The 22,055-nt window shown below is 67.6% G+C and carries 16 protein-coding genes; 8 read left to right on the forward strand and 8 right to left on the reverse strand.

Going from position 1 to position 22,055, the window contains the following annotated elements; genetic code table 11:
* Positions 1-46: 46 nt before the first annotated feature.
* The 7 genes from CFB35_RS21535 (at position 47) to CFB35_RS21565 (ending at position 10,115) form a co-directional block, all read left to right on the forward strand.
* A complete protein-coding gene (locus tag CFB35_RS21535; RefSeq protein ID WP_089465547.1) occupies positions 47-2,320 on the forward strand; it encodes a polysaccharide biosynthesis tyrosine autokinase in 2,274 nt (757 codons plus the stop codon).
* Positions 2,317-3,762, forward strand: a complete 1,446-nt coding sequence (locus tag CFB35_RS21540) for an oligosaccharide repeat unit polymerase (protein ID WP_226094183.1) — start codon at positions 2,317-2,319, stop codon at positions 3,760-3,762. Before CFB35_RS21535 ends, CFB35_RS21540 begins: the two co-directional genes overlap by 4 nt.
* A 77-nt stretch (positions 3,763-3,839) precedes the next feature.
* Positions 3,840-4,886 carry a glycosyltransferase family 2 protein gene (locus tag CFB35_RS21545; protein ID WP_059574643.1) on the forward strand — a complete coding sequence of 349 codons (1,047 nt, stop codon included), beginning with the start codon at positions 3,840-3,842 and terminating at the stop codon, positions 4,884-4,886.
* A 316-nt stretch (positions 4,887-5,202) separates the two neighbouring features.
* On the forward strand, positions 5,203-6,351 hold the full coding sequence (locus CFB35_RS21550; RefSeq protein WP_059574641.1) for a glycosyltransferase: 1,149 nt from the start codon (positions 5,203-5,205) through the stop codon (positions 6,349-6,351).
* 21 nt (positions 6,352-6,372) lie between these two features.
* Entirely contained in the window at positions 6,373-7,455 is a 1,083-nt protein-coding gene (locus tag CFB35_RS21555; RefSeq protein WP_059574640.1) for a glycosyltransferase family 1 protein, read from the forward strand.
* Between the two features lie 130 nt (positions 7,456-7,585).
* The gene (locus CFB35_RS21560) at positions 7,586-8,638 is read left to right on the forward strand and encodes an acyltransferase family protein (protein ID WP_059574691.1); all 1,053 of its coding nucleotides are present in this window, start codon (positions 7,586-7,588) and stop codon (positions 8,636-8,638) included.
* Positions 8,639-8,828: 190 nt separating this feature from the next.
* On the forward strand, positions 8,829-10,115 hold the full coding sequence (locus tag CFB35_RS21565) for a nitrous oxide reductase family maturation protein NosD (protein ID WP_059608912.1): 1,287 nt from the start codon (positions 8,829-8,831) through the stop codon (positions 10,113-10,115).
* A 129-nt stretch (positions 10,116-10,244) separates the two neighbouring features.
* On the opposite strand, the gene CFB35_RS21570 is transcribed toward CFB35_RS21565, so the two are convergent.
* Positions 10,245-11,822 (reverse strand): mannose-1-phosphate guanylyltransferase/mannose-6-phosphate isomerase, encoded by a 1,578-nt coding sequence (locus CFB35_RS21570; protein WP_089465548.1) that lies wholly within the window; start codon positions 11,820-11,822, stop codon positions 10,245-10,247.
* Positions 11,819-12,397 (reverse strand): hypothetical protein, encoded by a 579-nt coding sequence (locus tag CFB35_RS21575; protein ID WP_059574689.1) that lies wholly within the window; start codon positions 12,395-12,397, stop codon positions 11,819-11,821. Before CFB35_RS21575 ends, CFB35_RS21570 begins: the two co-directional genes overlap by 4 nt.
* 1,242 nt (positions 12,398-13,639) lie before the next feature.
* On the opposite strand from CFB35_RS21575, the gene CFB35_RS21585 reads away from it, so the two are divergent.
* A complete protein-coding gene (locus CFB35_RS21585) occupies positions 13,640-15,031 on the forward strand; it encodes a sigma-54 dependent transcriptional regulator (RefSeq protein WP_059574633.1) in 1,392 nt (463 codons plus the stop codon).
* A gap of 40 nt (positions 15,032-15,071) precedes the next feature.
* Here CFB35_RS21585 and CFB35_RS21590 read toward each other — a convergent pair whose 3' ends face one another.
* The 6 genes from CFB35_RS21590 to CFB35_RS21615 all read right to left on the reverse strand — a co-directional run bounded on the left by CFB35_RS21590 (position 15,072) and on the right by CFB35_RS21615 (position 21,985).
* The gene (locus CFB35_RS21590; RefSeq protein ID WP_226094184.1) at positions 15,072-17,525 is read right to left on the reverse strand and encodes a glycoside hydrolase family 2 protein; all 2,454 of its coding nucleotides are present in this window, start codon (positions 17,523-17,525) and stop codon (positions 15,072-15,074) included.
* 29 nt (positions 17,526-17,554) lie between these two features.
* Positions 17,555-18,610 carry a DUF1839 family protein gene (locus CFB35_RS21595; protein ID WP_089465781.1) on the reverse strand — a complete coding sequence of 352 codons (1,056 nt, stop codon included), beginning with the start codon at positions 18,608-18,610 and terminating at the stop codon, positions 17,555-17,557.
* Positions 18,607-19,581: an amino acid--[acyl-carrier-protein] ligase gene (locus CFB35_RS21600; RefSeq protein ID WP_089465549.1), complete on the reverse strand. Its 975-nt coding sequence runs from the start codon at positions 19,579-19,581 to the stop codon at positions 18,607-18,609. The genes CFB35_RS21595 and CFB35_RS21600 overlap by 4 nt, the downstream gene beginning before the upstream one ends.
* On the reverse strand, positions 19,578-20,774 hold the full coding sequence (locus tag CFB35_RS21605; RefSeq protein ID WP_059639359.1) for an acyl-CoA dehydrogenase family protein: 1,197 nt from the start codon (positions 20,772-20,774) through the stop codon (positions 19,578-19,580). Before CFB35_RS21605 ends, CFB35_RS21600 begins: the two co-directional genes overlap by 4 nt.
* Positions 20,771-21,022, reverse strand: coding sequence for an acyl carrier protein (locus CFB35_RS21610; RefSeq protein WP_006490451.1), 252 nt, complete (start codon positions 21,020-21,022; stop codon positions 20,771-20,773). Before CFB35_RS21610 ends, CFB35_RS21605 begins: the two co-directional genes overlap by 4 nt.
* Before the next feature lie 180 nt (positions 21,023-21,202).
* Positions 21,203-21,985 (reverse strand): Crp/Fnr family transcriptional regulator, encoded by a 783-nt coding sequence (locus CFB35_RS21615; protein ID WP_179231773.1) that lies wholly within the window; start codon positions 21,983-21,985, stop codon positions 21,203-21,205.
* Positions 21,986-22,055 lie beyond the last annotated feature (70 nt).

Here is a 22,055-nt window from a genome sequence, read left to right on the forward strand (position 1 = left end):
TTTCGTGACCGCGACCGTGCGTCGCGCCATACGGGACTGATGCTGCATGAACACTTCGACCTTGCCTCACCCGCCCAGCGGGCGCATTCCGCGGCCGTCCTATCCGGTGCGCCGCTACTGGAGCATGCTGTATGGCGGCCGGCGCCTGATCGTGTGCACGGCGCTCGCCGGCGCGCTCGCGGGCGGCCTGTATGCGCTGTTCGCGGCCCCCGTCTACCGCTCCGACATCCTGTTCCAGGTCGAGCAAAGCCAGACCGATTCGAAGCAGACGTCGCCGCCCGGCGATCCGTCGTCGGTGTTCGATCTGAAGACCGATGCATCGACCGAGATCGAGGTGCTCAAATCCCGCGCGGTGCTCGATCGCGCGATCGAGAGCACGAACCTCGCCCTCGACGCACGGCCGCATTACCTGCCGCTGATCGGCTGGCGGCTCGTGAACGCGGCCGACGGGCTGTCGTCGCCGTTGCCGGGCGGCTACGTGTATGGCACCGAGCGCATCGACGTGCCGACCTTCGACGTGCCGAAGCGGCTGCTCGGCAAGCGCTTCGCGCTGACCGTCGGCGACGACGGCGCCTACACGCTGCAGCGCACGGGCTTCTTCGGTCGGAAAGGGCCGGTATGGCGGGGCCGCATCGGCCAGCCGCTGCACATCGAGACGCCGCAGGGGCCGATCGACGTGTTCGTGCGCGACGTGGCCGGCCAGCCCGGCGCACGCTTCGATCTGACGCGCTACAGCGACGAGGAGGCGACGACGTGGCTGCAGAAGAACGCGCTGATTTCGGAGCGCGGCAAGCAGTCGAACATGATCGGCGTGACGCTCGACGGCATCGATCCCGTGCACGACAGCCGTGTGCTGAACGCGATCGGAGAGGCGTACCTCGCGCAGAACACGCAACGCAAATCCGAGGCGGCCGACAAGCTGATCCGTTACATGGACGGCCAGTTGCCGCAACTGAAGGCGCAACTGGAAGCGGCGGAGAACCGCTTCAACGCATTCCGTGCATCGCACGGGACGGTCAATACGAGCGACGAGGCACTGGCGTTGCGTCAACAGTCGGTCGACATCGAGACGCGCGTGCAGACGCTGCAGCAGCGTCGCGAGGAGCTGCTCACGCGCTTCATGCCGAAGCATCCGGCCATCGTGGCCGTCGATGCGCAGCTCGCCGATGCGCAGCGCTCGCTCGACACGGCCCGCAAGCAGATCCAGCAACTGCCGACCGTCGAGCAGGGCGTGCTGCAACTGCAGCGCGACGTGGCCGTCGACACCGCGCTGTACACGAACCTGCTCAATACACGCCAGCAGATGGTCCTCGCGCGCGCCAGCAAGACGGGCACGGTGCGGATCGTCGATACGGCGAAGGTCGCCGAGCAGCCGATCGGGCCGCATCGCGGGGTCGCGGTGGTCGGCTTGCTGATGGTCGGCCTGCTGGCGGGCGCGGCGATCGTGATCGCCCGGCAGCGCGTCGTCGGCACGATCGGCGACGCGGAGGAAATCGAATGGGCGACCGGGCTGCCCGTGTTCGCGACGGTCCCGCACAGCGCTGTCGCGGCGGCCGCGGAACCGAGGTCGAAGCGCGGCCGGCTCGGCCCTCGAATGTCGACGGCGCCGATCAACGTGCAGGACGCCGCGCTCGAAAGCCTGCGCAGTTTCCGCGCGTCGCTGCAATTGTCGATGCCGGCCGCATCGAATCCGGTCGTGCTGATCTCCGGGCCGACGACGGGCGTCGGCAAGTCGTTCGTCGCCGCGAACATCGCATCGCTCGTCGGCGCCGCGAAACGGCGGGTCCTGTTGATCGATGCCGATCTGCGCAAGGGTTCGCTGCACGACCGGTTCCGCTATAGCCGCGCGCCGGGGCTGGCGGACGTGGTGGCGGGCACTCACACGCTCGACGAGGCAATCAGGCGCGGAGTCGCACCGGGCCTCGATTTCATCGCGATGGGCCATGTCGTTCCCGATCCGGGCGAACTGCTGCTGCAACCCGCGCTCGCCGAACTGATCGGGCAGGCCGCGTCCCGCTACGACATGGTCGTGCTCGACGGCCCGCCGTTGCTGCCGGTGGCCGATGCGCTGGTGCTCGGCCGCCTCGCGGGCACCGTGTTCCTCGTCGCGCGTAGCGGCGTGACGACGTTGACGGAGCTCGACGAAAGCGCGCGGCGGCTCGAACACGCGCATATCGATGTGCGCGGCGTGATCCTGAACGACTACAAGGGCGCGCCGGGACGGTACGACTACGGCTATACGGGCGCGAACACGCATCAGGCCGAGGCAGGGTTGACGGGGATGATCGCACCGCGGCAACGGGCGGAACGCGCGTCATGAATCGGAGAGCAGGCGGTGCCGGGCCGCGACCGGGCGCGGCGACGGCGCGCAGGATGGCGCGCGTGCGCGGTGTCGCAGGCGGTTATGCGGGCTACTGGTGGGAGGATCCGGCACGGCTCGTGCCGATGTTCATCCTGCCGTTGTATGGATTGCTGTCGCTCAGCCTGCTGGGCGACCCGAAGTCGATCGCACGAATCTATTTCGACGGTTACTACGCATTTGCCGGCGCGTTGTTCCTGATGGTGGTGGCGGCGACGGCGTGGCTCGCGACGACCGAAGCGCGGACGCGGCGCGGGCCGCCGGAAACGCCCGTCGAGGTGCCGCCGCGCGTGCTCGATTGCCTGTTCGCGCTCGCGCTGTTCGGCAATCTCGTGATGATGAGCGGGGTCATCGCGCGGCCGGCGCTGCTGCTCGAATTCCTGCATGGCCAGGCTACCGCGTACGACATGCTCCAGCAGATCGGCCGCGTCACCGGGTTGAGTTCGTTCACGCAGGCGACGTCGCCGTTCGTCGCACTCTATTTCTACGTGTTCCGAACGCCGGTGAAAGGCCTGAACCGCTACAAGATCTACATGGCCGTGCTCGCGGTGCTGACGCTGCTGCGCAGTTTCCTCTTCGCGGAGCGCCTGGCGTTGATCGAGATGGTGATGCCGCTCGCGCTGATGGTCGTGCGGTTCCGGCTGCAGGGCCGGTATGCGCGGCTGCTCACGCTTGGGCCGTACGCGGCGATCCCGCTGTTGTTCGCGCTGTTTATCGCGAACGAGTACAACCGGTCGTGGGAAGCCTATTACGTCAACATCTACGACAACATCTTCGACTTCGCGCTCGAACGGCTCGGCCTGTACTATTCGACGTCGCTGAACAACGGCGCCGGGATGCTTGCCGTGCTCGGCTGGGGGCAGGGCCATCCGATGTTCACGTTCGACTGGTTGATGCGCTTTCCGGTGATCGGCGAGACGTTCCGGCCGTGGATCGATTCGAGCGACAGCTTCAACCTGTTTCTGAACAGCTACGCAGACCCGGAATTCAACAATCCGTCCGGTATCTTCGTCCACTTCTACGAGTGGGGCTGGTTCGGGCTGCTCGACGCGGCCGTGCTCGGCTGGATGGTCGGCCGCAGCTATGCGGGCTGGCGCAGCGGCAACGGGTTCTGGTGCTGCGCGCACGCGGTGCTCTACGTGTCGTTGATGGAGATCATGCGTACGCCGAATCTGTTCAGCGGACGCAATTTCCTGCCGATCGTGCTGCCGATCATCGTGTTCCATTGGTTCGGGAAGCGGTCGACGAGCGTGGCACCTTCCTCCACGCATGCGGTATCCGGACGCGGGGCGCGCGCCGCCGACACCAACGAGCGGGACGGCGGCGCGACGGCATGGCCACTCGCACCCACACCGCATCGACGACGCACTATTCCACGCGCGACGCGAAATCCGGAACGGTAGGCTCGCGAACTGTGCGCGGCCGCGCGATCCGTATCATGACCAGGATTGTCCGCGCGCTGCTCGTCCGACTTCCGCACATGACCGACCTGACCATCGCAATTTGCAACTACAACCATGGTGCCTACCTGCGCGAAGCGATCGACTCGGCGCTCGCGCAGACCGTGCGCGACGTCCGCGTGCTGATCGTCGACGACGGGTCGACCGACGATTCGCGCGACATCATTCGCTCGTACGGCGAGCGCGTGACGGCGGTGTTCCAGGAGAATCGCGGCCAGGTAGCCGCGTACAACCGCGCGCTCGAGCTTGTCGCGTCGCGCTACGTCATCCTGCTCGACGCCGACGATCTGCTCTATGCCGACGCCGCGGCACGCGTGCTCGCCGCGTTCGCGTCCGGCGATTTCGTGAAGGTCCATTTCCGGCTCGACGTGATCGCGCACGATGGCGTGCGGACCGGCGCGAGCGTGCCGCAGTCCGCGGTCGATACGGATTGCGGCCGCCTGTTGCGCGCAGGCTGGCTGTACCCGTCACCGCCTGCATCGGGCAACGCGTATCGCGTCGCCGCGCTGAAGCGCATCTTTCCGGTACCCGTCACCGCCGACAATCTGCACGGCGCCGATTTTTACGCGATCTACGGCATCGCGCTGCTCGGGGCCGTCCACATGATCGACGCGACGCTCGGCGGCTATCGCGTGCACCAGCAGTCGAATGCAAGCACAACCGACGCCCCGGCCCTTGCGCTCGCCAATTCGGAAGACGCGGCCACCGGCGCACTGAAGGCCGAACGCCGCTGGTCGATCCTGCGCACGCTCGCCGGCGCCCGGCTGCAGGAAGCGCTACCGATCGCCCCGCTCGACTTCGCGATCGAGAAGGCGCGCTTCGCGAGCACGCTGTATCGCGCGCCGTTGGCGCGGCGCTGGCGCTGGTTCCTGTGCGAATCCGGACGCTACTGGCATACCGTGCTGCGCAATCCGTTCTGGCGTCCTGCCAAGAAGGCAGCGGTCACCGTGCTGTCGCTCGCATGTTTGCTGCCGTCGTCCGCGCTGAGCAATCGCGCGATCCGCTACCTGTCCAATCCGCTTGCGCGCGTGCGCAAGCTGCCCGCCGCACGCACCGACGTGCAATGAGCACCGCGCGCTCGCGGCTGCGCCGGCCGAATCGCCTGTTCGGTTAGCCATCGCACCCAGTGCGTCCGGCATGCGCTGCACAATGGTCCGGACCGTTGAGGAACGCGTAACGACGGATATCGGTGGCCGCGTGGCGCGACAGCGAGGCCCGCCATGACGGATGCGAAGCAATGTTCGTGACGGCCACGTGTTCATCAATGAGGAATGCGTAATACATCGGGATTACGATGTGTATGGATCGCTCGCGACTTGACGATGCGCCGCCTCATCGGCGCGCTGGGCAACGAACAGTGCGATCGAATCGACCAATCCAGAGATGACCAAAGAAAAGATCGTTCATATTGCCGAGGCGTTTGGCGGCGGCGTGCTGTCGATGCTGACCTATCTCGCCAACCATGCCGCGGCAGCGGGCGTCGACGTGACGGTACTTCACTCGATCCGGCCGGAAACCCCGCGCGATTTCGCTACGCTGTTCCGGCCCGACGTGAAGCTCGTTTACGTCGACATGGTGCGCGAGGTCGACGTCCGGCGTGATCTGCGGAGCTTGCGCGCGCTGGTCCGGAACCTGCGTGACTGCGGGCCGACCGCGGTTCATCTGCACTCGTCGAAGGCAGGCGTGCTGGGACGCATCGCCGCCCGGATCGCCGCGCCGACCGCGACGGTGCTTTACTCGCCGCACGGTCTGTCGTTCCTGCGCTGCGACGTCTCTCGCATGAAGCAGTTCGCGTATCTGAGCTTCGAGCGCATCGCGGCGCGTATCGGCGGCACCATTGTCGCGTGCTCGGGCAGCGAGCTCGGCGAGATCAACCGCAAAGTTCGCGCGAAATCCGCGGTTCTGGTGGAAAACGGGGTGAACGTCGCCGAGATTCCGCCTCGCCGAACACGCGACGATCGCAAGGTCGTCATCGGGATGAGCGGTCGCGCGTCGTTCCAGAAGAATCACGAAGCATTCGTACGACTGGCCGACGAGCTGCGCGGCGCCGACGTCGAATTTCTCTGGATCGGCGGCAACGTGGCGGAGATTCCCGATTCGTCGCGGCGCCAGGCCGTCGCCTGCAGCGGCTGGGTGACCCGCGAGCGTGCGCTGACGCTCACGTCGGAACTGGACATCTATGTCCAGACCTCCCGCTGGGAGGGGATGCCGGTCGCGCTGATCGAAGCGCAGGTTGCGGGGATCCCGGCCGTGGTGACGAACGTCGTCGGCAATCGCGACGTGGTGATCCACGGCGTGACCGGCTACGTCGCGTCGAGCCCCGACGAGATGGTCGGTTACCTGAGCACGCTCCGCGACGATCGTCGGCTTCGCGAGCAGATGGGCGAAGCCGCGCGAAAGCGCGCGATTCAGCGGTTTTCGATGAGCGCGATCTTCCGGCAATGGCACGCGCTTTACGGACTGGGCCCCGACGAGCCGCGCGTTGCCACGCGCGACTTCGAGCCGGTTGCCGTGGATCACGTCAAAGCCTGACTTTGATATCCCCTTATTGACATGAGCGCTTTCAAGAAACCGAGGCAACTCGTATACAACGGCCGATTCACCACGCAGAAGACAACCGGCGTGCAACGCGTCGCACGCGAGCTGATCGCCGCGTTGATCAAGTTTCAGCCGCAGGATCCGGTAACCGTGCTGGTGCCTCCGCAGCCCGGTATAGAGGTGAGTGGCGCGAGGACGATCAAGGTCGGCTTTTACAAGGGCGTGGTCTGGGAGCAACTGGTGCTCCCGTTGTTCGCGCGCCGCGGCCGCGTCGTCAATCTCAGCAATTCGGCATCCATTTTCATCGGCAACCAGATCATCTACATGCACGACGCGGCGGTATTCGACACGCCCGCGCATTTCTCGCGCCCGTTTCGCGTGTGGTACCGGATCATGTTCTGGATCCTGGCGCGAACTTCCGTCCGCGTGCTGACCAACTCGTATTTCTCGCGGGATCGCCTCGCGCATCACTGCGGGGTTGCCGCGGAGAAGATCAGCGTCGTGCCGCTCGGCGCGGATCATCTCGACACGCTGGAACCGGACACGAGCGTGCTCGACAAGCATGCGCTGACACCGAACCGGTTCGTGCTCGCGGTCAGCAGCATGAATCCCACCAAGAACTTCGGCCGGCTGATCGCGGCGTTCAGGCAGATCGACGATCCGTCGGTCGATCTCGTCATCGTCGGGATGCAGAACGCCACCGTGTTCGGCAAGCAGGACCCGATGGCGGCGGCCGCGGAGCCGAACATCAAGTACGTCGGCTATATCAGCGACGAACAGTTGAAGGCGCTGTATCAGAACGCGGCGTGCTTTCTTTACCCGTCGATCTACGAAGGCTTCGGCATACCGCCTCTCGAGGCGATGCGCTACGGCTGCCCGGCCGTGGTCGGCAAATCGGCAGCCCTGCCGGAAGTCTGTGCGGACGCGGCACTGTACTGCGATCCGTATTCGCAGGACGACATCGCGCGGAAATTGCGGAGCCTGCTCGATTCCGACGAACTCAGGGCCGAGCTCAAACGCAAGGGGCGCCTGCACGCGGACAAGTATCGCTGGAGCAGAAGCGCCGAGATGATGAAGGAGATATTCGAGGGGCTGTAGGACATCCGCCGGGCGGCACGACGACCCACTGTTCCCCACCGCACTGTCCCGCGCGTCGGCCATCCATACAGTGAACGACTATCCGATATCTCGGCCGGTGCGGAACCTGACGGCCGGCCACCGCTTCATCATGACTGCACGCGAAATCCACCTCGATGTCGCCCGCGGCGCGGGAATCATTCTCGTCGTATACGGGCATGTGCTGCGTGGCGCCGTTTCCGCCGACCTCGTGCCGGCAGGCGCGGCCGACACGGCATTCGCGTGGAACGACTACGTGATCTATACGTTCCACATGCCGTTGTTCTTCTTCCTGTCCGGCCTGCACGTCTGCAGCTCGCTGCGCCGCACGCCGCATGGCTTCCTGTGGTCGAAGATCCGGACGATCGTGTATCCGTACCTGCTGTGGTCGATCGCGCAGGGCGCCGTGCAGATTGCAATGGCGTCGCACGGCACCAATCATCCGTTTACGCTGAACGACCTGCTGGCGATCGGCTGGCGACCGTTCGCCCAGTTCTGGTTCCTGTACGCGTTGATGCTCTGCATGCTGGGCATCCGGGCGTTCGCGGCGGCCGTGCCGGATGTGACGCGCGCACCCATGCCATCGCGGGCGCGCGGCTGGCTCGCCGGATGCGCGGTGCTCGGGCTGGCGCTCGGCGCGGCGACGCAGTGGGGCATCCTGTCGATCACGCTGATGAACGCACCGTTCTTCGTGGCGGGTGTGCTTGCGTCGCAGGAATTGCCCCGGTGGCTCGCGCGCCATGGCGGGCCGACCGCATGCGCCGCCACGGCAACGGCGTTCGTCGCCGCGGTCGTGTTCGCTCACGGCGTCGGTAGCGCGACGAGCATCTGGGCGCTTCCCGCCGCGTTCTCGGGCATCGCACTGGCGCTGCAACTCGCGCATCGGTATGCGTCGCAGCCCGCACGCGCGGGATGGCTGGCGGCGATCGGTTGCGCATCGATGCCGATCTACCTGACCCACATCTTCGCGATGGCGGCCGTACGGATCGTGCTGATGCGCGCCGGCATCACCGGCCTGGCAGTCCACCTCGTGCTCGGCACGCTGGCCGGTGTCGCGATCCCGATCGCCGTCTATCTGGTCGCATTGCGGACGGGGTTCGCGCATATTGCCGGCTTCCCGTCATGGCCGGGACGCGATACGGCGGTACGAACGCGTACCGCTTGAGCTTCGGCATCATCGTCGGGCCCGGACGTTGCGCGCTTGGTCTGATGACGCACCGAAGCCGATCGACGCCCCTGATCTAATCAACGGCGAAGCGTCGCCGCTTTCGTCGGCCTCGCGGACGGGCCATGCAGTCGGCCGTCGACATGTGCGGTTCAACGCGCGCGAAAACCTGCCAGGGAAACGATACGCCATGCATGAATTGCAACGTCTGTCGCGCGGCGTGATCGCCGCGATGTGCATCGCGGGCGGGCTGTCGTGGTCGAAACCCGCGGTATCCGCAACCGCCGCGGGCGAACCGGCCGCGATTCATGCGGCCGTACCGGACGCATACGTGCGTCCGGATCCCGCCGCGGCCGATCAGGGCGACGCGTTGCAGCGCGCGCTCGATGCGTTGCGCCCGGGGCAGCGGCTCGTATTCGCACCGGGGCGCTATGTCGTCGGCCGCTCGCTCGTCGTACGGCAGGCGCGTGTGGTGCTGTCGGGATTCGGCGCGACGCTGATCGCCACCGCGCCGAACGACCAGACGATCGAGCTGCGCGGCGACGGTACGACGCTCGTCGGGTTCCGGCTTATGGGTACCGGCACGACGCGCCTGACGACGCCGGAGTCGACGAAGGTCGAGGTAACGGGGCGAGACGTACAGGTGCTCGACAACATCGTCGACGGCGGCGCGGGTGCCGGCATCTTCGTGTTCGGCGGTGCGGATGTCGCGATCGTCGGCAACGAGGTACTGTCGACGCTGGCGGACGGCATCCACATGACGCACGGCTCGCGCAACGTGCTGGTACAGGGCAACGTCGTGCGCGGCACCGGCGACGACATGATCGCCGTGGTGAGTTACCAGGCGGAGGGCGTGCTGACCCGCAACGTGATGATTACCGGCAACTCGCTGGAAGGCAACCCGTGGGGGCGTGGCATCACCGTCGTCGGCGGTGCGGACGTGACGATTTCGAACAACATCGTGCGCAACGTGCAGGTCAGCGCGGGGATTCTCGTCGCGCAGGAGGACAGCAACCGTACAGCCGGCTCGTCCGACGTCCGGATCGAGCACAACGTGATTGCCGATATCCAGACTGCGACAGGCCGGACCGATTCGCGCCCGCTCACGCAGCAAGCGGCGATCGAGGTCAGCACGTGGTCCGGTTCGGTGTCGCGGGTGACCGTGATCGGCAATCGCGTGTCGAATGCGAGATTCGACGGCATTCGGTTGTGGGGCAACGTGTCCGACATACGGCTGGCCGACAATCGGCTGTCCGGGATCGGCGGCTTGCCGGTGCGGGTCGGACCTGAGCCGGAGTGCGCAGCCGGTGCGCCCGCGGCCCCTTCCCCGAACGATCGGTCGAGGAGCGTTCCGTGCGCGCGCGCGCGCCAGTCTGCGCCGGGCGCGCCCGACGCGCTCGGCGCCGATACGTCGCTCCTGCCGCGCGTGCGCGAATCCGTCAGACGGCCGCGCTGGTCGCAGCGCGGCACGGATTAGGGTAAGCAGGACCTGATCGAGCGGTGCGCGGCATCCGCGCCGTCGGCACGCGCGGCGCGCGCCGACGCGATTCGCACGCACTTGTCGCACGGCGTCGCGTTCCTCTGCCTTCTTTTGACGCGCGTCCGGTCAGCCTGGCTCGCCGGCGGAGAGCGGTACGACCGGCGTCGGCTGCGCGGACGTCGTTCCCGCGCGCGGCGGAGCGGCGCCGACGATTGCCCGCCCGTACTGATCATCGAACCGCACGATATCGTCTTCGCCGAGATAGTCGCCCGATTGCACCTCGATGATTTCGAGCGGAATCCGGCCGGGATTCTCGAGTCGATGCACTTCACCGACGGCGATGTACGTCGATTCGTTCTCGCACAGCAGGAACGTCTCGGTGCCGCGCGTCACCTTCGCGGTGCCGCGCACGACGATCCAGTGCTCGGCGCGGTGATAGTGCATCTGCAGCGACAGCCGCCTGCCGGGTTCGACGACGATCCGCTTCACCTGGAAGCGCGCGCCGAAATCGATCGAATCGTAATGGCCCCACGGCCGCTGCACCTTGCGGTGCTCGCTCGCCTGCGGGCGCCGGTCGGTCTTCAGGCGGGCGACGACGTTTTTCACGCGCTGCACGTCGTGCTTGTTCGCCACGAGCACGGCATCGGCCGTCTCGATCACGACGACGTCCTTCATCCCGACGCACGCGATCAGGCGGCTTTCCGAGCGCACGAAGCTGTCCTGCGTGTCCTCGAACACGATCGGGCCGCGCGCGACGTTGCCGTGATCGTCCTTTGGCATGATTTCCCAGATCGCGTCCCACGTGCCGACGTCCGACCAGCCGGCCGCGAGCGGCACCACGATGCCTTCGATGCCGAGCTCGCGGTGTTCCGCGAGGCGCTCCATCACCGCATAGTCGATCGAATCCGACGGGCACGCGTCGAAGGCCGCCGCATCGATCCGGAAAAACGGATCGTCCGCGACACCCGCGCGCCACGCGCTTTCGCAAGCGGCGTGGATGTCCGGCGCGAGCGCGCCGATCGCCTTCAGCCAGACCGATGCGCGCGTGACGAAGATCCCGCTGTTCCACCAGTAATCGCCCGATTGCAGATAGCGTTCGGCGAGCGTCGCATCGGGTTTTTCGACGAAACGCCCGATCGCGTAGCCGCCTTCGCTGCCATGGCGGCCCGCGCGCGGCTCGCCCACCTGGATGTAGCCGTAACCCGTCTCGGCACGGCGCGGCAGCACGCCGAGCGTGACGATCGCGCCTTCCTGCGCATAACGTGCCGCGCGGGCGATTGCGTCCTGGAATGCGCCGACATCGACGATCACGTGGTCGGCCGGCATCACGGCGAGCACGGGATCGTCCACGAGCGCGCTCGCGTCGAGCGCGGCAAGCGTCAGCGCGGGCGCGGTGTTGCGCGCGGCCGGCTCCAGCAGGATGCGGGCGGGCGCCGACCGGCCCTGCACCTGCTCGGCGCTCATGAAGCGATGCTGTTCGCCGCATACGAGCAGCAGCGTGTCGCCGAGCGACGCGTTTGCGATGCCGTTCAGGCGGCGTGCCGTTGCCGACAGCGGCGATTCGTCCGAAACCAGCTCGATCAGCTGCTTCGGATACTGCTCGCGCGACAACGGCCACAGCCGCGTGCCGGAGCCGCCGGCGAGAATCACCGGCAGGATGCTCGGCAGATCGGGTTCGGGAACCGGGCGAAGGGTGGGGGTCATCGGTTCGCTCCGGTATCGACGGGCAGCCGGGTGCGAGCGCGGCCGTCGGCGCGCGCGTCGTCGTTGCGCGAGACGGAAACGGCCCGCGACAGCAGGTAACGCAGCGCGCCGGCCGCACGGTCGGCCGCGCGTACCAGGCCGACGAACGGCGCACCCTGTTCGAGATACGGGCCGTAGGCCTTGCGGAATCCGAACTGTTTGTAGAACGCCTGACGCGGCGCGGGGACGTGCGTGCGCACGGCGGTGTCCGGCCATGCGGCCTGCGCGGCGGTGAGCGCGCGTCCGATCAGGCGTTCGAGCGTGTCGTCGTCCCGACAGCTTTCGCTCGTCAGCACCTTGTCGATCACGACGTCCGGATCGATGTCGTCGCCGGGCAGGATGCGGGCGTAGGCCACGACTTCCGTGGCGTCGCCGTTGCGCATGCTCGCATAGACGTGCAGCGCGCCGGCGTCCTTGCCGTCGATGTCGAGATGCGTGTGCGCGTCCTCGACCACCAGCACGGCGTTGCGCGCGCGCAGGATTGCATAGAGATCGACGGCGCTCAGATGTTCGAATTCACAACAATGCCATTCCATGATGCTGTCCTCGCGTGATGCCTTCGGCACGCCGCACCCTACGGACGCGATCGATCCGTGCGGCGCGGCGATCTTCATCATCCGGATGCGCGATGGGGCGGTCTGTTCGAAAGCGCACTCACGCTCCGGATTCGCAGGCACAGCGCGGGATACGAGGCGACGCGCGCGTCGCGTGAGCGTCGCAATGTGCGGTAGCACACACCGTCGGGGCCGGTGCTTTTTCATAATTGATTCATCGTGGCGGCCGGCAATGAAGCGCGGCCGCGCCGGGCACGGCGCGTCGTCGATCGCGTGGTGCCGACCGGGCGATGCGATCTCGCCGCGTCTCGTCGAAATCCCGCGCGCCCACGCGCCCGTGCGGCGTGGACGCCTGAGTCGGGACGCTGCCGGTCGCGCGCTTGCACCGCCGTGGTGATCTTCCGGCGTGCCGGCTTCGGGTCGAGACGGGAGGGTTGGCGGTCGCGCGAGGAGGGCCATCGTGCTGCACCGCACGACGCGCGGGCCGGCCTCCTGAATCCAGGCCGCTCGGCGGGAATGCCCCCAAAACGCCTGCGCGGCGGGATGCCGGTGATTACGGCGTGTAACGACCAGGCGGCCGGCACACCGGCGCAACGCGATGCGGTTACGCGGCGGCCGGCGCGATTATGCGGTCCGTGGAGCACGGTTCCACGTACTTTTGGGACATTTCGGCGGAAATCGCAGGTAATCGACAGGATCAATATTGCGGAAAAGTAGTATTTGCCACTGATTGACGGCAATGGTCGTAGATAATCAAATCTCGGTGGTCAAACGCGCATGGCGCGCAACCCGGGGCAGCGTAACCGCCTGATTCAGGTTTATCTTTTGGTAACAAGGTCAACTCGAAACGGGGTGTAAATTCAGGTGCGGATGAAATGGGGCGGCCAATCCGGCGACGGTTTGGCGGCCGTCCGGTTCCGCGGCGGGCGCGACTGTCGCGTACGACGCGCCGTACATGCGGACGGAGTTCCCGTTTGCCGACGTGCCCCGCCTGACGGCGGGTCGCTTCAAAGCCGGAATGTCATGGCTCCCGAAGCCGCGCATTCCGTTCGAGTTCGATGACAACGAGGCCGGATGACATTCGGCTCGACCTCCGGGGGTGTTCGCCGTGTGCAGTTTCGATCTTCGCCAACGCTGCGCAAACGCAGCGCGGAAAGGCGGCCATGCGCCGCCGGTCGCAGCGCACGCGAACGGTTCGCGGAGTGCGGAAAGTGACGGTTCGTTATGAATATGCCAATAACGCGCGATAAGAGCGCCGGCGTGGGGAGCGGTAACGGGCAGCGTCCGCTGATTTACTGGACGCAGTCGCCGTCCGTGATGCTGCGAAAGGAATTGTCGCGCCGCGACTGGAAAGTGACGGTGGTCGCGCATGCGAACGAACTGCGCGACACGTCGGGCGAAATTACCTGCGGCATTCTCGACCTGAGCGGCGGCCACGCCGATGCGATCGGCAGCATCGCGTCGACCTGCGCGTCGATGCGCGACGTCGTCTGGGTGGCGCTCGTGGACGTCGGTCAGACCGCGTCGCCGAACGTGCGCGCGCTGTTGCGCGACTACTGCTTCGACTATGTCACGCTGCCGGCGTCGCACCAGCGGATCGCCGATACGGTCGGCCATGCGTACGGCATGGAATGCCTGTTCGCGCGCGATCGAGAACAGCTCGAATCGGAGGAAAAGGGCATCGTCGGCACCTGCAGCGCGATGCTGCGGCTGTTCGACACGGTGCGGCGTTTCGCGCGCACCGACGCACCCGTGTTCGTGTTCGGCGAAACCGGCACCGGCAAGGAACTCACGGCCGTCGCGATCCATCGTCATTCGGAGCGGCGCAACGGCCCGTTCGTCGCGGTCAACTGCGGTGCGATTCCGCCGCATCTGCTGCAATCGGAGCTGTTCGGCTATGAGCGCGGCGCGTTTACCGGCGCGAACGCGCGCAAGATCGGCTACGTCGAAGCCGCGAACGGCGGCACGCTGCTGCTCGACGAAATCGGCGATCTGCCGCACGAGAGCCAGGCAAGCCTGCTGCGGTTTCTGCAGGAGCGTTCGATTCATCGTCTCGGCGGCAGCGATCCGGTGCCGGTCGATGTCAGGATCGTGTCGGCGACGCACGTCGATCTGCGCGATGCGATGGAGGAAGGGCGTTTTCGCGCCGACCTGTTCCACCGGCTGTGCGTGATGCGCATCGACCAGCCGCCGCTGCGCGCGCGTGGCAAGGACATCGAGCTGCTCGCGCATCACATGCTCGAGCGCTTTCGCGGCGATGCGCGCCATCGCGTGCGCGGGTTCTCGACGGATGCGATCACGGCGCTCTACAAGCACGACTGGCCGGGCAATGTCCGCGAACTGATCAACCGCGTGCGCCGTGCGGTCGTGATGACGGAGGGGCGCCTGATCACCGCGCAGGACCTCGAGCTCGAATATTGCCTCGATGCGGCATCGCCGTCGGTCGCCGACATCCGCAAGTCGATCGAGCGCGAGGCGATCGAAACCGCGTTGCTGCGGACGCGCGGGCGCGTCGCGGCCTCCGCGCGCGAGCTCGGCGTGTCGCGCGCGACGCTGTATCGCTGGATGGAGGCGTACGGGATCGAGCGACCGCGCGGGACGGGCTCGTCCGACTGATACGGGAAGCATGACGCTCGCGGCGGCCGCGAGCGTCGTATCATCCGGCCGGCGTGGCCCGCACGGCGCGCGCGGCGTTGACGGCCCGGATTTCCACCGCAGGCGGTGCGTTATCGTCGGCCGCCGCAGGCTTCCCGTCGATTCTCGACGGAATGAGCGCGATGCGCGCCGGCGTGCCGGGCGCGAGATGGAACCAGTCGTCGCTCGGCATGAAGCCCGGCGCGTCGATCTGCACGTGGCGGGCGACGTGTCGCGTGTCGATGTCGACGTGCCAGGTCTCGCCGGTGCGCGACACGCACGCCTCGATCCCGGGTTCGCGCCGCGCCAGCACGGCCGGATGCGTGCGGGACGGGAAATGGAACGCCTGCGACAGGGGCGTGCCGTCGTCGGCGCGCAGCGTGGCGACCACCGTATCGTGTTCGCACGGGCCGAAGCGGTACGCGTAGGTCCAGTCGAAGAAGCGGCCGAGCAGTTCGGCCGAGCCGAGCCGCACCGTGTCGTGCGCGGCGATCCGCACCGCGCAGCCGGCCCGTGCCACCGGCGTGCGGCCGTCGCGCAGCGCGACCAGCTCGATCGCGGCCGACAGCGGCGCCGGGCGCTCGTTGACCACATGCACGTCGAGCCCGTTCAGCCCTTCGTCGACGAGCAGCACCTGGACCGGCTGCAGCACCTGGCGCAGCGCATACCATGCCGATTTCGGCCGGTGCGCGGCGTCGATCACGCCCCATCCGGCGCCCGGCATCACGTCCTGGAATTGCCACACGAGCGCGCCGGCGCACCGCGAACCGGTGCGTCGCCACTCGGAAAACGTCTCGCGCATCACGTCCGCGATCACCGCGCGCGACAGCTCGACATAGCGCGCAGGATCCTCGCGCCGCAGCCGGTCGGGCGCGACGTCGTACAGCGTCTGCAGATAGTGGTCGCGGATATCGTCGAAATCCCACGACGTGCCGGGGTCGCGCGGCACGGCCGCCTTCCAGCGCGGTTCGTGCACGCCGGGCCAGCCGAGTTCGGCGAGCGTCGTATCGCATGGCACGTTCGCGAATGCGAGGCATTCGCTCGCGAAGCGCACGTCCGCGCGGCGCGCGTCGTCGAGCGGGCGCAGGTACGCGCCGACGCCGTAGTAGTGCGACACGCGTTCGCGCGGCGTGAACGGCAGCACGCCGCCGTCGGGCGAATCGGGCACGTACGGGACGTCGGGGCGGTGCGCGGCCGCGTGAGCGGCCAGCCGGTCGGCCGTCAGCTCGAGAAAGCGCTGCTTCGGCCCGAGCCCCGACATCGCGGCCTGTTGCGCGATCTCGCTGCCGCCGCACAGCACCGCAAGCGACGGCGAAGCGCCGTGACGCGAGAGGAACTGGCTCGCTTCGCGGTCGACGTTGGCCGCGAACGCGGGGTCGTCGAGCGCGTAATCGAAGTTCGCGAAGCCGAAGTCCTGCCAGACCAGCAGCCCGAGCCGGTCGCACCATGCGTGGAAGGCGTCGGCCTCGTAGGCCATCGTGCCGCCTACCCGGATCATGTTGAAGCCGGCGTCGCGCGCGAGCCCGAGCAGGCGGCCGTAGGTCGCGTCGTCCGCGTGCAGCGCGAGCGGCGCGGCGCTGCTCCAGCATGCGCCGCGCGCGAATACGGGCACGCCGTTGACGCGCAGCCCGAAACCCTTGCCGTCCGCGCCGGAATCGACGTCGATCGTGCGGAAACCCGTCGAGCCGAGCGGCCGGCGCGCATCGCCGATATGCAGCGCGATCTCGTAGAGCGCCGGCTCGCCGTGCGTATGCGGCCACCAGCGACGCACGTTCGGTACCGGAACGCTTGCGCGCAGTTGAGCGGCGCCGGCACGTTCGAGCGTCGCGTGATGGTCGCCGCACGACAGCCGCGCCGCGAACGTGTCGGGCAGCGCCACGGCGAACGTGAGTTCCGCGTCGAGCCAGCCCGTGTCGCCCTCGACACGCGCCTGCAGTGTGCAATCGGCCAGAACGGGCCCGTCGGCCGGATCGAGCACGTCGACGGGCCGCCACGGGCCGGTGGGCACATACGGCGGGAACCAGCCCGGCATGTGTCCGAACAGCGACGTGCGGATCGTGCGCAGCGCGGCCGGCTCGGCGAGCCGCGTGCGCCAGCGCGCACGGCGCGGCGCGCGCGCGTCGCGCAGGTGCGGCGCGAGGGCGCGGAAACAGACGGTCAGCCGGTGCGTGCCGTCGAGCGACACGGGCACGTCGTGCGCGACGAACATGCTGTCCGAGCTGTGGATCGGCGTGTCGTCGAGCCACGCCTGTGCAAGCGTCGCGAGGCCGTGAAAGCGCAGGATGCGCGGCCCGCGCCCGCGCAGCGCGAGCCGGTACCAGTGGTCGCGCTCGTCGAGCGACGCGGCTTCGTCGAGCCGGCCGGCCAGCGCGAGCGCCTGCGCGACCGTGCCCGGCACCGGCGCCGCGATCCAGCCGCCTGGCTCGGCCGGGAGGTCGCGCGGGTGCCGCACGGCGCCCGCGGGCGTCGCCAGCATCGACCACGCGGGCAGGGGGCGCGCGCGCGTCACCGCATGGCCGACACGGGCTCCGTGTCGCAGCGCACCGGCGTCACGTGCCGCAGCGGCGCGCCGATCTGCCGCGCGCACGCGACGAGGTCGCCATACGCGGCCTCGATCGCGTCGAGCGTCGACTCGCCGCGCTCTTCCTTGCCGCGTGCGCACGCGCGCGCGAGCCGGAATTCGAGCACCATCGCTTCCGACGCGATGCGATCGCACGCGGCGCGGATTTCGGCGAACGGCCCGGTGCAGCCGCTTGCCTGCAGCCAGCGCGCGTAATGGCCGAACAGTTCGAAATTCGCGCCGAGCTGCCGCACCGAATTGAACGAGTACGCATGGAAGCGTTCGAGCGGCGCCTCCGCGAGAATCGGTGCGTCGGTCTGCAACTGCCGGCGAAATGCCGCGACCGGATCGACGACCGGCAGGCGCCGCAGGTGGCGCTGCAACGCGGCGAGGGAGGCATCGCAGAGCGCGCGCTCGTCGAGCGGCGCAAAGCGTCGCTTCGCGCATTCGACGTACGGCGGCAGCGCCATCGGCGAACTGCCGCCGACGAGCCCGCTGTAATCGACATCCTCGGCGACGTAATAGCCGCTGTTGTGGAAATAGCCGATCTGGTGCTTCCCGCGGTCGATCGCGTCGATGCCGATCGTCGTCTTCGTGTGCTGCGTGCGGTAACTGCTGCCGCGCGTATCGGGCAGGAACCACGCATCGACCTCGACGATCATCAGGTGGCCGCGCGCGACCTGCGTCTCGATGTGCTGGTCGAGCGGCTCGTAGATCGAATGTTCCTGCACGACGATCCCGTAGAGTCGCTCCAGCTCGTCGTGCGGAAACTTGAAGAACGTGAACTGGTCGCCCTCGAAATCGAGCGCGATCGTAAACGGCAGCGCCGCGTACGGATTGAGACCCCACCACCGGAGCACCTCGAGCCACATGTCGACGTAGCAGTTGGTCTGTTTCCAGACCATCTCCTGACTGTGCAGCGGATGCGGCCGGTAGTGGCGCGCGCGATGGCGCACGCTCTCGAACGACGCGTCTTCGCCGTCGCGGGAAACGAACCTCATCGCGTACCCCACAGCACGTCGCGCACGTCGCGCGGCCACGCGTCGATATCGAAGCCGTGGTGGCGGAACAGCGCGAGCGTGAGCCGCTCGAGGCCGAAGCCGACGCAGCCCGTGTGCGCGACGTCGCCCGTCGCGGTACGGATGTCCCACAGCAGCCCGAAATGATCCATGTGGTAGTTGAAGCTCAGGCACGCGGTCTGGCGGTCGTCGTGCTCGATCGGGATCAGCAGCTCGAACTTCAGGTTCTGCTCGCGCTGGCTGTCCGCGACGATCTTGCCGCCGCGTCCGAAGAACGGGTCGTTCGCGAGATCGATCGCATTCGGCAGGCGCAGCGCTTCGATCATCTGCGTGCCGCGTTCGATCCACGTCTCGCGGAACGAGACGATCTGCTCGGGCGTGCCGATCCGCACGTACTCGCGCATCCGGAACAACTGCATGCGGGTCGGGTCGAGCGACGGTTCGTGACGGAAGCAGTACGAGAATACGTCGACGATGCGGCCGTCCGGGTGCAGCGCGCCCGCGCGCGCGACGACGGGATACACGGGGTAGCACGCGGCCGGCGTCATCACGACGTAAGTCGGCTTCTGGTTCTCGGTCCAGTCGTCGCCGCGATCGAGGCATTGCAGCACGCGCTGGTGCTGGCGCTCGTCGCCGCAGAACGCGTGCACGCTGCCCGCCAGTTGCGGGAAGCTCTTCATGTATTCGCTGCGCTCGAACTCGGTGCGGCTCATCGCCGGCGGGAAGCGCAGCACTTCGGCCTGCTGGTCGGCGCCGATGCGCGTGACGAACGCGTCGAGCGCTTCGACGACGCGCTCGAATCGCTCGCTGCGGCCGAACAGGCCCTGGATGCCGGTCGAGACCAGCAGGCCCGCGTCGATCAGCGCGTCGCGCAGCGGGTTGACGCCCGCACGGTCGAGCGGCGCGTCGGCGGGAACGGAGGCGGCGGAGGGCACGGCGAGGCGATCGTTCACGTATGTTTCTCCAGCGTCGCGGGACGCAGCGCGAGCAACAGGCTCGCAGTGTTGGCGGCAATGCGGTCGTTGCTGATCATCAGCGGCGCCGCGTGCAGGTCGCGAATGTGGCGGCCGATGCTGAACGGCGTGCCTTGCTTGTAGCCGGCCATCCCGCAGATCATCATCGCCTGATGCGCGACTTCGAGCGCGGTCGCCGACACGTAGGTCTTCAGCGTATTGATCTCGGCGGCCCAGGCCATGCCGGCCGACCACGAGCGGGCCTGCGCGTTCGCGTGGAGGCGCAGCACGTTGTCGACGCGGGCCTGCATCGCCTGCATCAGCGCCAGCGATTCGGCGATGCGCCGCGCGGCGGGCGACGGCGCGCCGTCGGTCTGGCGCGCCTGCGCGCGGAAGAACTGGTGCGCGCGATGGAACGCGTCGCCGGCCACGCCGATCCACACCGCGGCCCACAGGATGTGCGAGACGGGCACCATCGTTTCCTCGGCGATCTTCGCGAACGGCACCGGCAGGCATTGCACGGCGGCGCCCTGCGCGTCGAGCACGAAGCCGTTGCTGCACGTGCCGCGCATGCCGAGCGTGTCCCATTCGCCGCGGCGCGTCAGCGTATAGCCGTCGCGCAGCAGCGTGACGAGCACCTGCTCGGAAGCCGGCGCATCCGCATCGCGTCGCGCGGTGGCGAGAATGCCGTCCGCGTAGTCGCCGTACGAGATCGTCGGCGCGGCCTTGTGCAGCCGGAATCCGCCGCCGTCGATTTCGAGCGCGCACTGGCTCGCGCGCAGGTTGCCGCCGACGCCGTCTTCCGACGTGGCCGACGCCAGCAGCCACTGGTGACGCACGAGCTGCTGCAGGAACAGCTTGTGCCAGCCCTGGTCGGCGGCGTGGTCGACGATGCACGCGACCTGGATCTGGTGCATCGCGAACACCATCGCCGACGACGCGCAGGCCTGGCCGAGGATCGAGCAGGCCGACGCGATGTCTTCCAGCGACGCGCCCGCGCCGCCGAGATGGGTCGGCACCATCGCGCCGAGCAGGCGGCGCGCGCGCATCGCCTCGATCGCCTCGACGGGGCAGCGCGCGTCGCGATCGACCGCATCGGCATGCTGGGCGGCGATTTGCGCGACGGCATGCGCGGCCTCGTCGAGGCGATGCGAATCGCTGTCGGGCGCGAGTTCGGGAAGCAGCGCGCTCATGCGGAGTGCTCGGTGCGTTGCAGCGTGGCGATCGTGTCCGCGAGCGCGTCGATGCTGCGGAACAGGTTGCGGTTCAGCATCTCGTCGGGAATCTCGATGTTGAACTGCTTTTCGATCGCGAGCATCAACTGGATCGTATCGAGGGAGGAGAGGCCCGCTTCGTAGAGGTCGTCCCCGTCGCCGATCGAATCGATCGCGGCTTCGAGATGGGCGACGTGCTTCAGGATGGTTCTGATTTCGTTTTTCACGTGCTGCTCCGGCGTGCGTGGTGTCGTCCGCTCGGGCGAACGCGCGATATGCGCTGACATCCCCCCGGCAGTCCGGCATCAGTAGACCACTGGCAGACACGGCGTTCTGTTCGCCACCCTACAAACAGCTGAACCGGTACGCGTGCGGCGCCGAAGCGCCGTCCCGGTCCGGCATGCCGATCACGCGCGCGACGCGGCCGGCACGCCCGAGTCGGCCGACAGGATGCGCTTCATCTCGTCGCGCACGATCGCGCGGCAGCCGCACGACATTTTTTCGAGGCCGCCGAGGTCGGCGAGCTCGATCGAGCTGCGGTATTGCCGGATCAGGCCGAGCTTCTGGATTTCGCCGGCGGCGTCCGTGACCGTTTCGCGCCGTACGCCGAGCATTTGCGCGAGCATGCTGTGCGTCACCTGGATCTCGATGCTGCGGGTGCGGTCGAACGCGAGCAGAAACCATCTGCATAACTGATGTTTGAGCACGTGATGACGGCTGCAGAACGTGATCTGCGAGACCTGCGCCATCAGCAGCCGCACGCAGACGAACACGAGATGGCGGATCACCGGCGACGCATCGAACGCGGCCGCGAAGACGCGCCGGTCGAGCCGGTAGACGAACCCGTCGCGGCACGCGAGCGCCCGGCACGGCATCTGGCCGCTGCCGCCGATCACGTCGTCGCAGACCACGCTTTCGCTGCCGATCTCCGCGACTTCCAGCGTCATGCCGCCAGACGACACGTACTGCAGCGAGATCGCGGTCGTGACCGGCAGGTAGACGGCGGCGAGCATTTCGCCCGGTTCGCAGAGCACCTGCCCGGATTTCAGGTGAACGAGTTGAAGGTGGGGCGTCAGCGTGGCGAGTTCGTCGCGGTCGATGGCCGCGAGAAAACGGTTGGCATCGAAGCTGTGGGAAAGCTCGATCATGCCGTTCGCATACGCGACGGCGTCGGGAGCCTGATGAGTCACGGCGCATCCTCGCAGAATGACGGTCGCGCGTCGTCCGCGCGAACTCCGGAACGGAAATTTCGCACGACCG

It is taken from the genome of Burkholderia sp. AU16482 (genome assembly GCF_002223285.1).
Taxonomy (GTDB): Bacteria; Pseudomonadota; Gammaproteobacteria; order Burkholderiales; family Burkholderiaceae; genus Burkholderia; species Burkholderia semiarida.

What these genes read in the sequence shown, in the direction of transcription:
- CFB35_RS21585 (WP_059574633.1), top strand. Translation starts at nt 13,640, where the DNA reads ATGAATATGCCAATAACGCGCGATAAGAGCGCCGGCGTGGGGAGCGGT.
- CFB35_RS21550 (WP_059574641.1), top strand. Translation starts at nt 5,203, where the DNA reads ATGACCAAAGAAAAGATCGTTCATATTGCCGAGGCGTTTGGCGGCGGC.
- CFB35_RS21545 (WP_059574643.1), top strand. Translation starts at nt 3,840, where the DNA reads ATGACCGACCTGACCATCGCAATTTGCAACTACAACCATGGTGCCTAC.
- CFB35_RS21565 (WP_059608912.1), top strand. Translation starts at nt 8,829, where the DNA reads ATGCATGAATTGCAACGTCTGTCGCGCGGCGTGATCGCCGCGATGTGC.
- CFB35_RS21560 (WP_059574691.1), top strand. Translation starts at nt 7,586, where the DNA reads ATGACTGCACGCGAAATCCACCTCGATGTCGCCCGCGGCGCGGGAATC.
- CFB35_RS21570 (WP_089465548.1), bottom strand. Translation starts at nt 11,822, where the DNA reads ATGACCCCCACCCTTCGCCCGGTTCCCGAACCCGATCTGCCGAGCATC.
- CFB35_RS21535 (WP_089465547.1), top strand. Translation starts at nt 47, where the DNA reads ATGAACACTTCGACCTTGCCTCACCCGCCCAGCGGGCGCATTCCGCGG.
- CFB35_RS21555 (WP_059574640.1), top strand. Translation starts at nt 6,373, where the DNA reads ATGAGCGCTTTCAAGAAACCGAGGCAACTCGTATACAACGGCCGATTC.
- CFB35_RS21605 (WP_059639359.1), bottom strand. Translation starts at nt 20,774, where the DNA reads ATGAGCGCGCTGCTTCCCGAACTCGCGCCCGACAGCGATTCGCATCGC.
- CFB35_RS21575 (WP_059574689.1), bottom strand. Translation starts at nt 12,397, where the DNA reads ATGGAATGGCATTGTTGTGAATTCGAACATCTGAGCGCCGTCGATCTC.
- CFB35_RS21590 (WP_226094184.1), bottom strand. Translation starts at nt 17,525, where the DNA reads ATGCTGGCGACGCCCGCGGGCGCCGTGCGGCACCCGCGCGACCTCCCG.
- CFB35_RS21540 (WP_226094183.1), top strand. Translation starts at nt 2,317, where the DNA reads ATGAATCGGAGAGCAGGCGGTGCCGGGCCGCGACCGGGCGCGGCGACG.
- CFB35_RS21595 (WP_089465781.1), bottom strand. Translation starts at nt 18,610, where the DNA reads ATGAGGTTCGTTTCCCGCGACGGCGAAGACGCGTCGTTCGAGAGCGTG.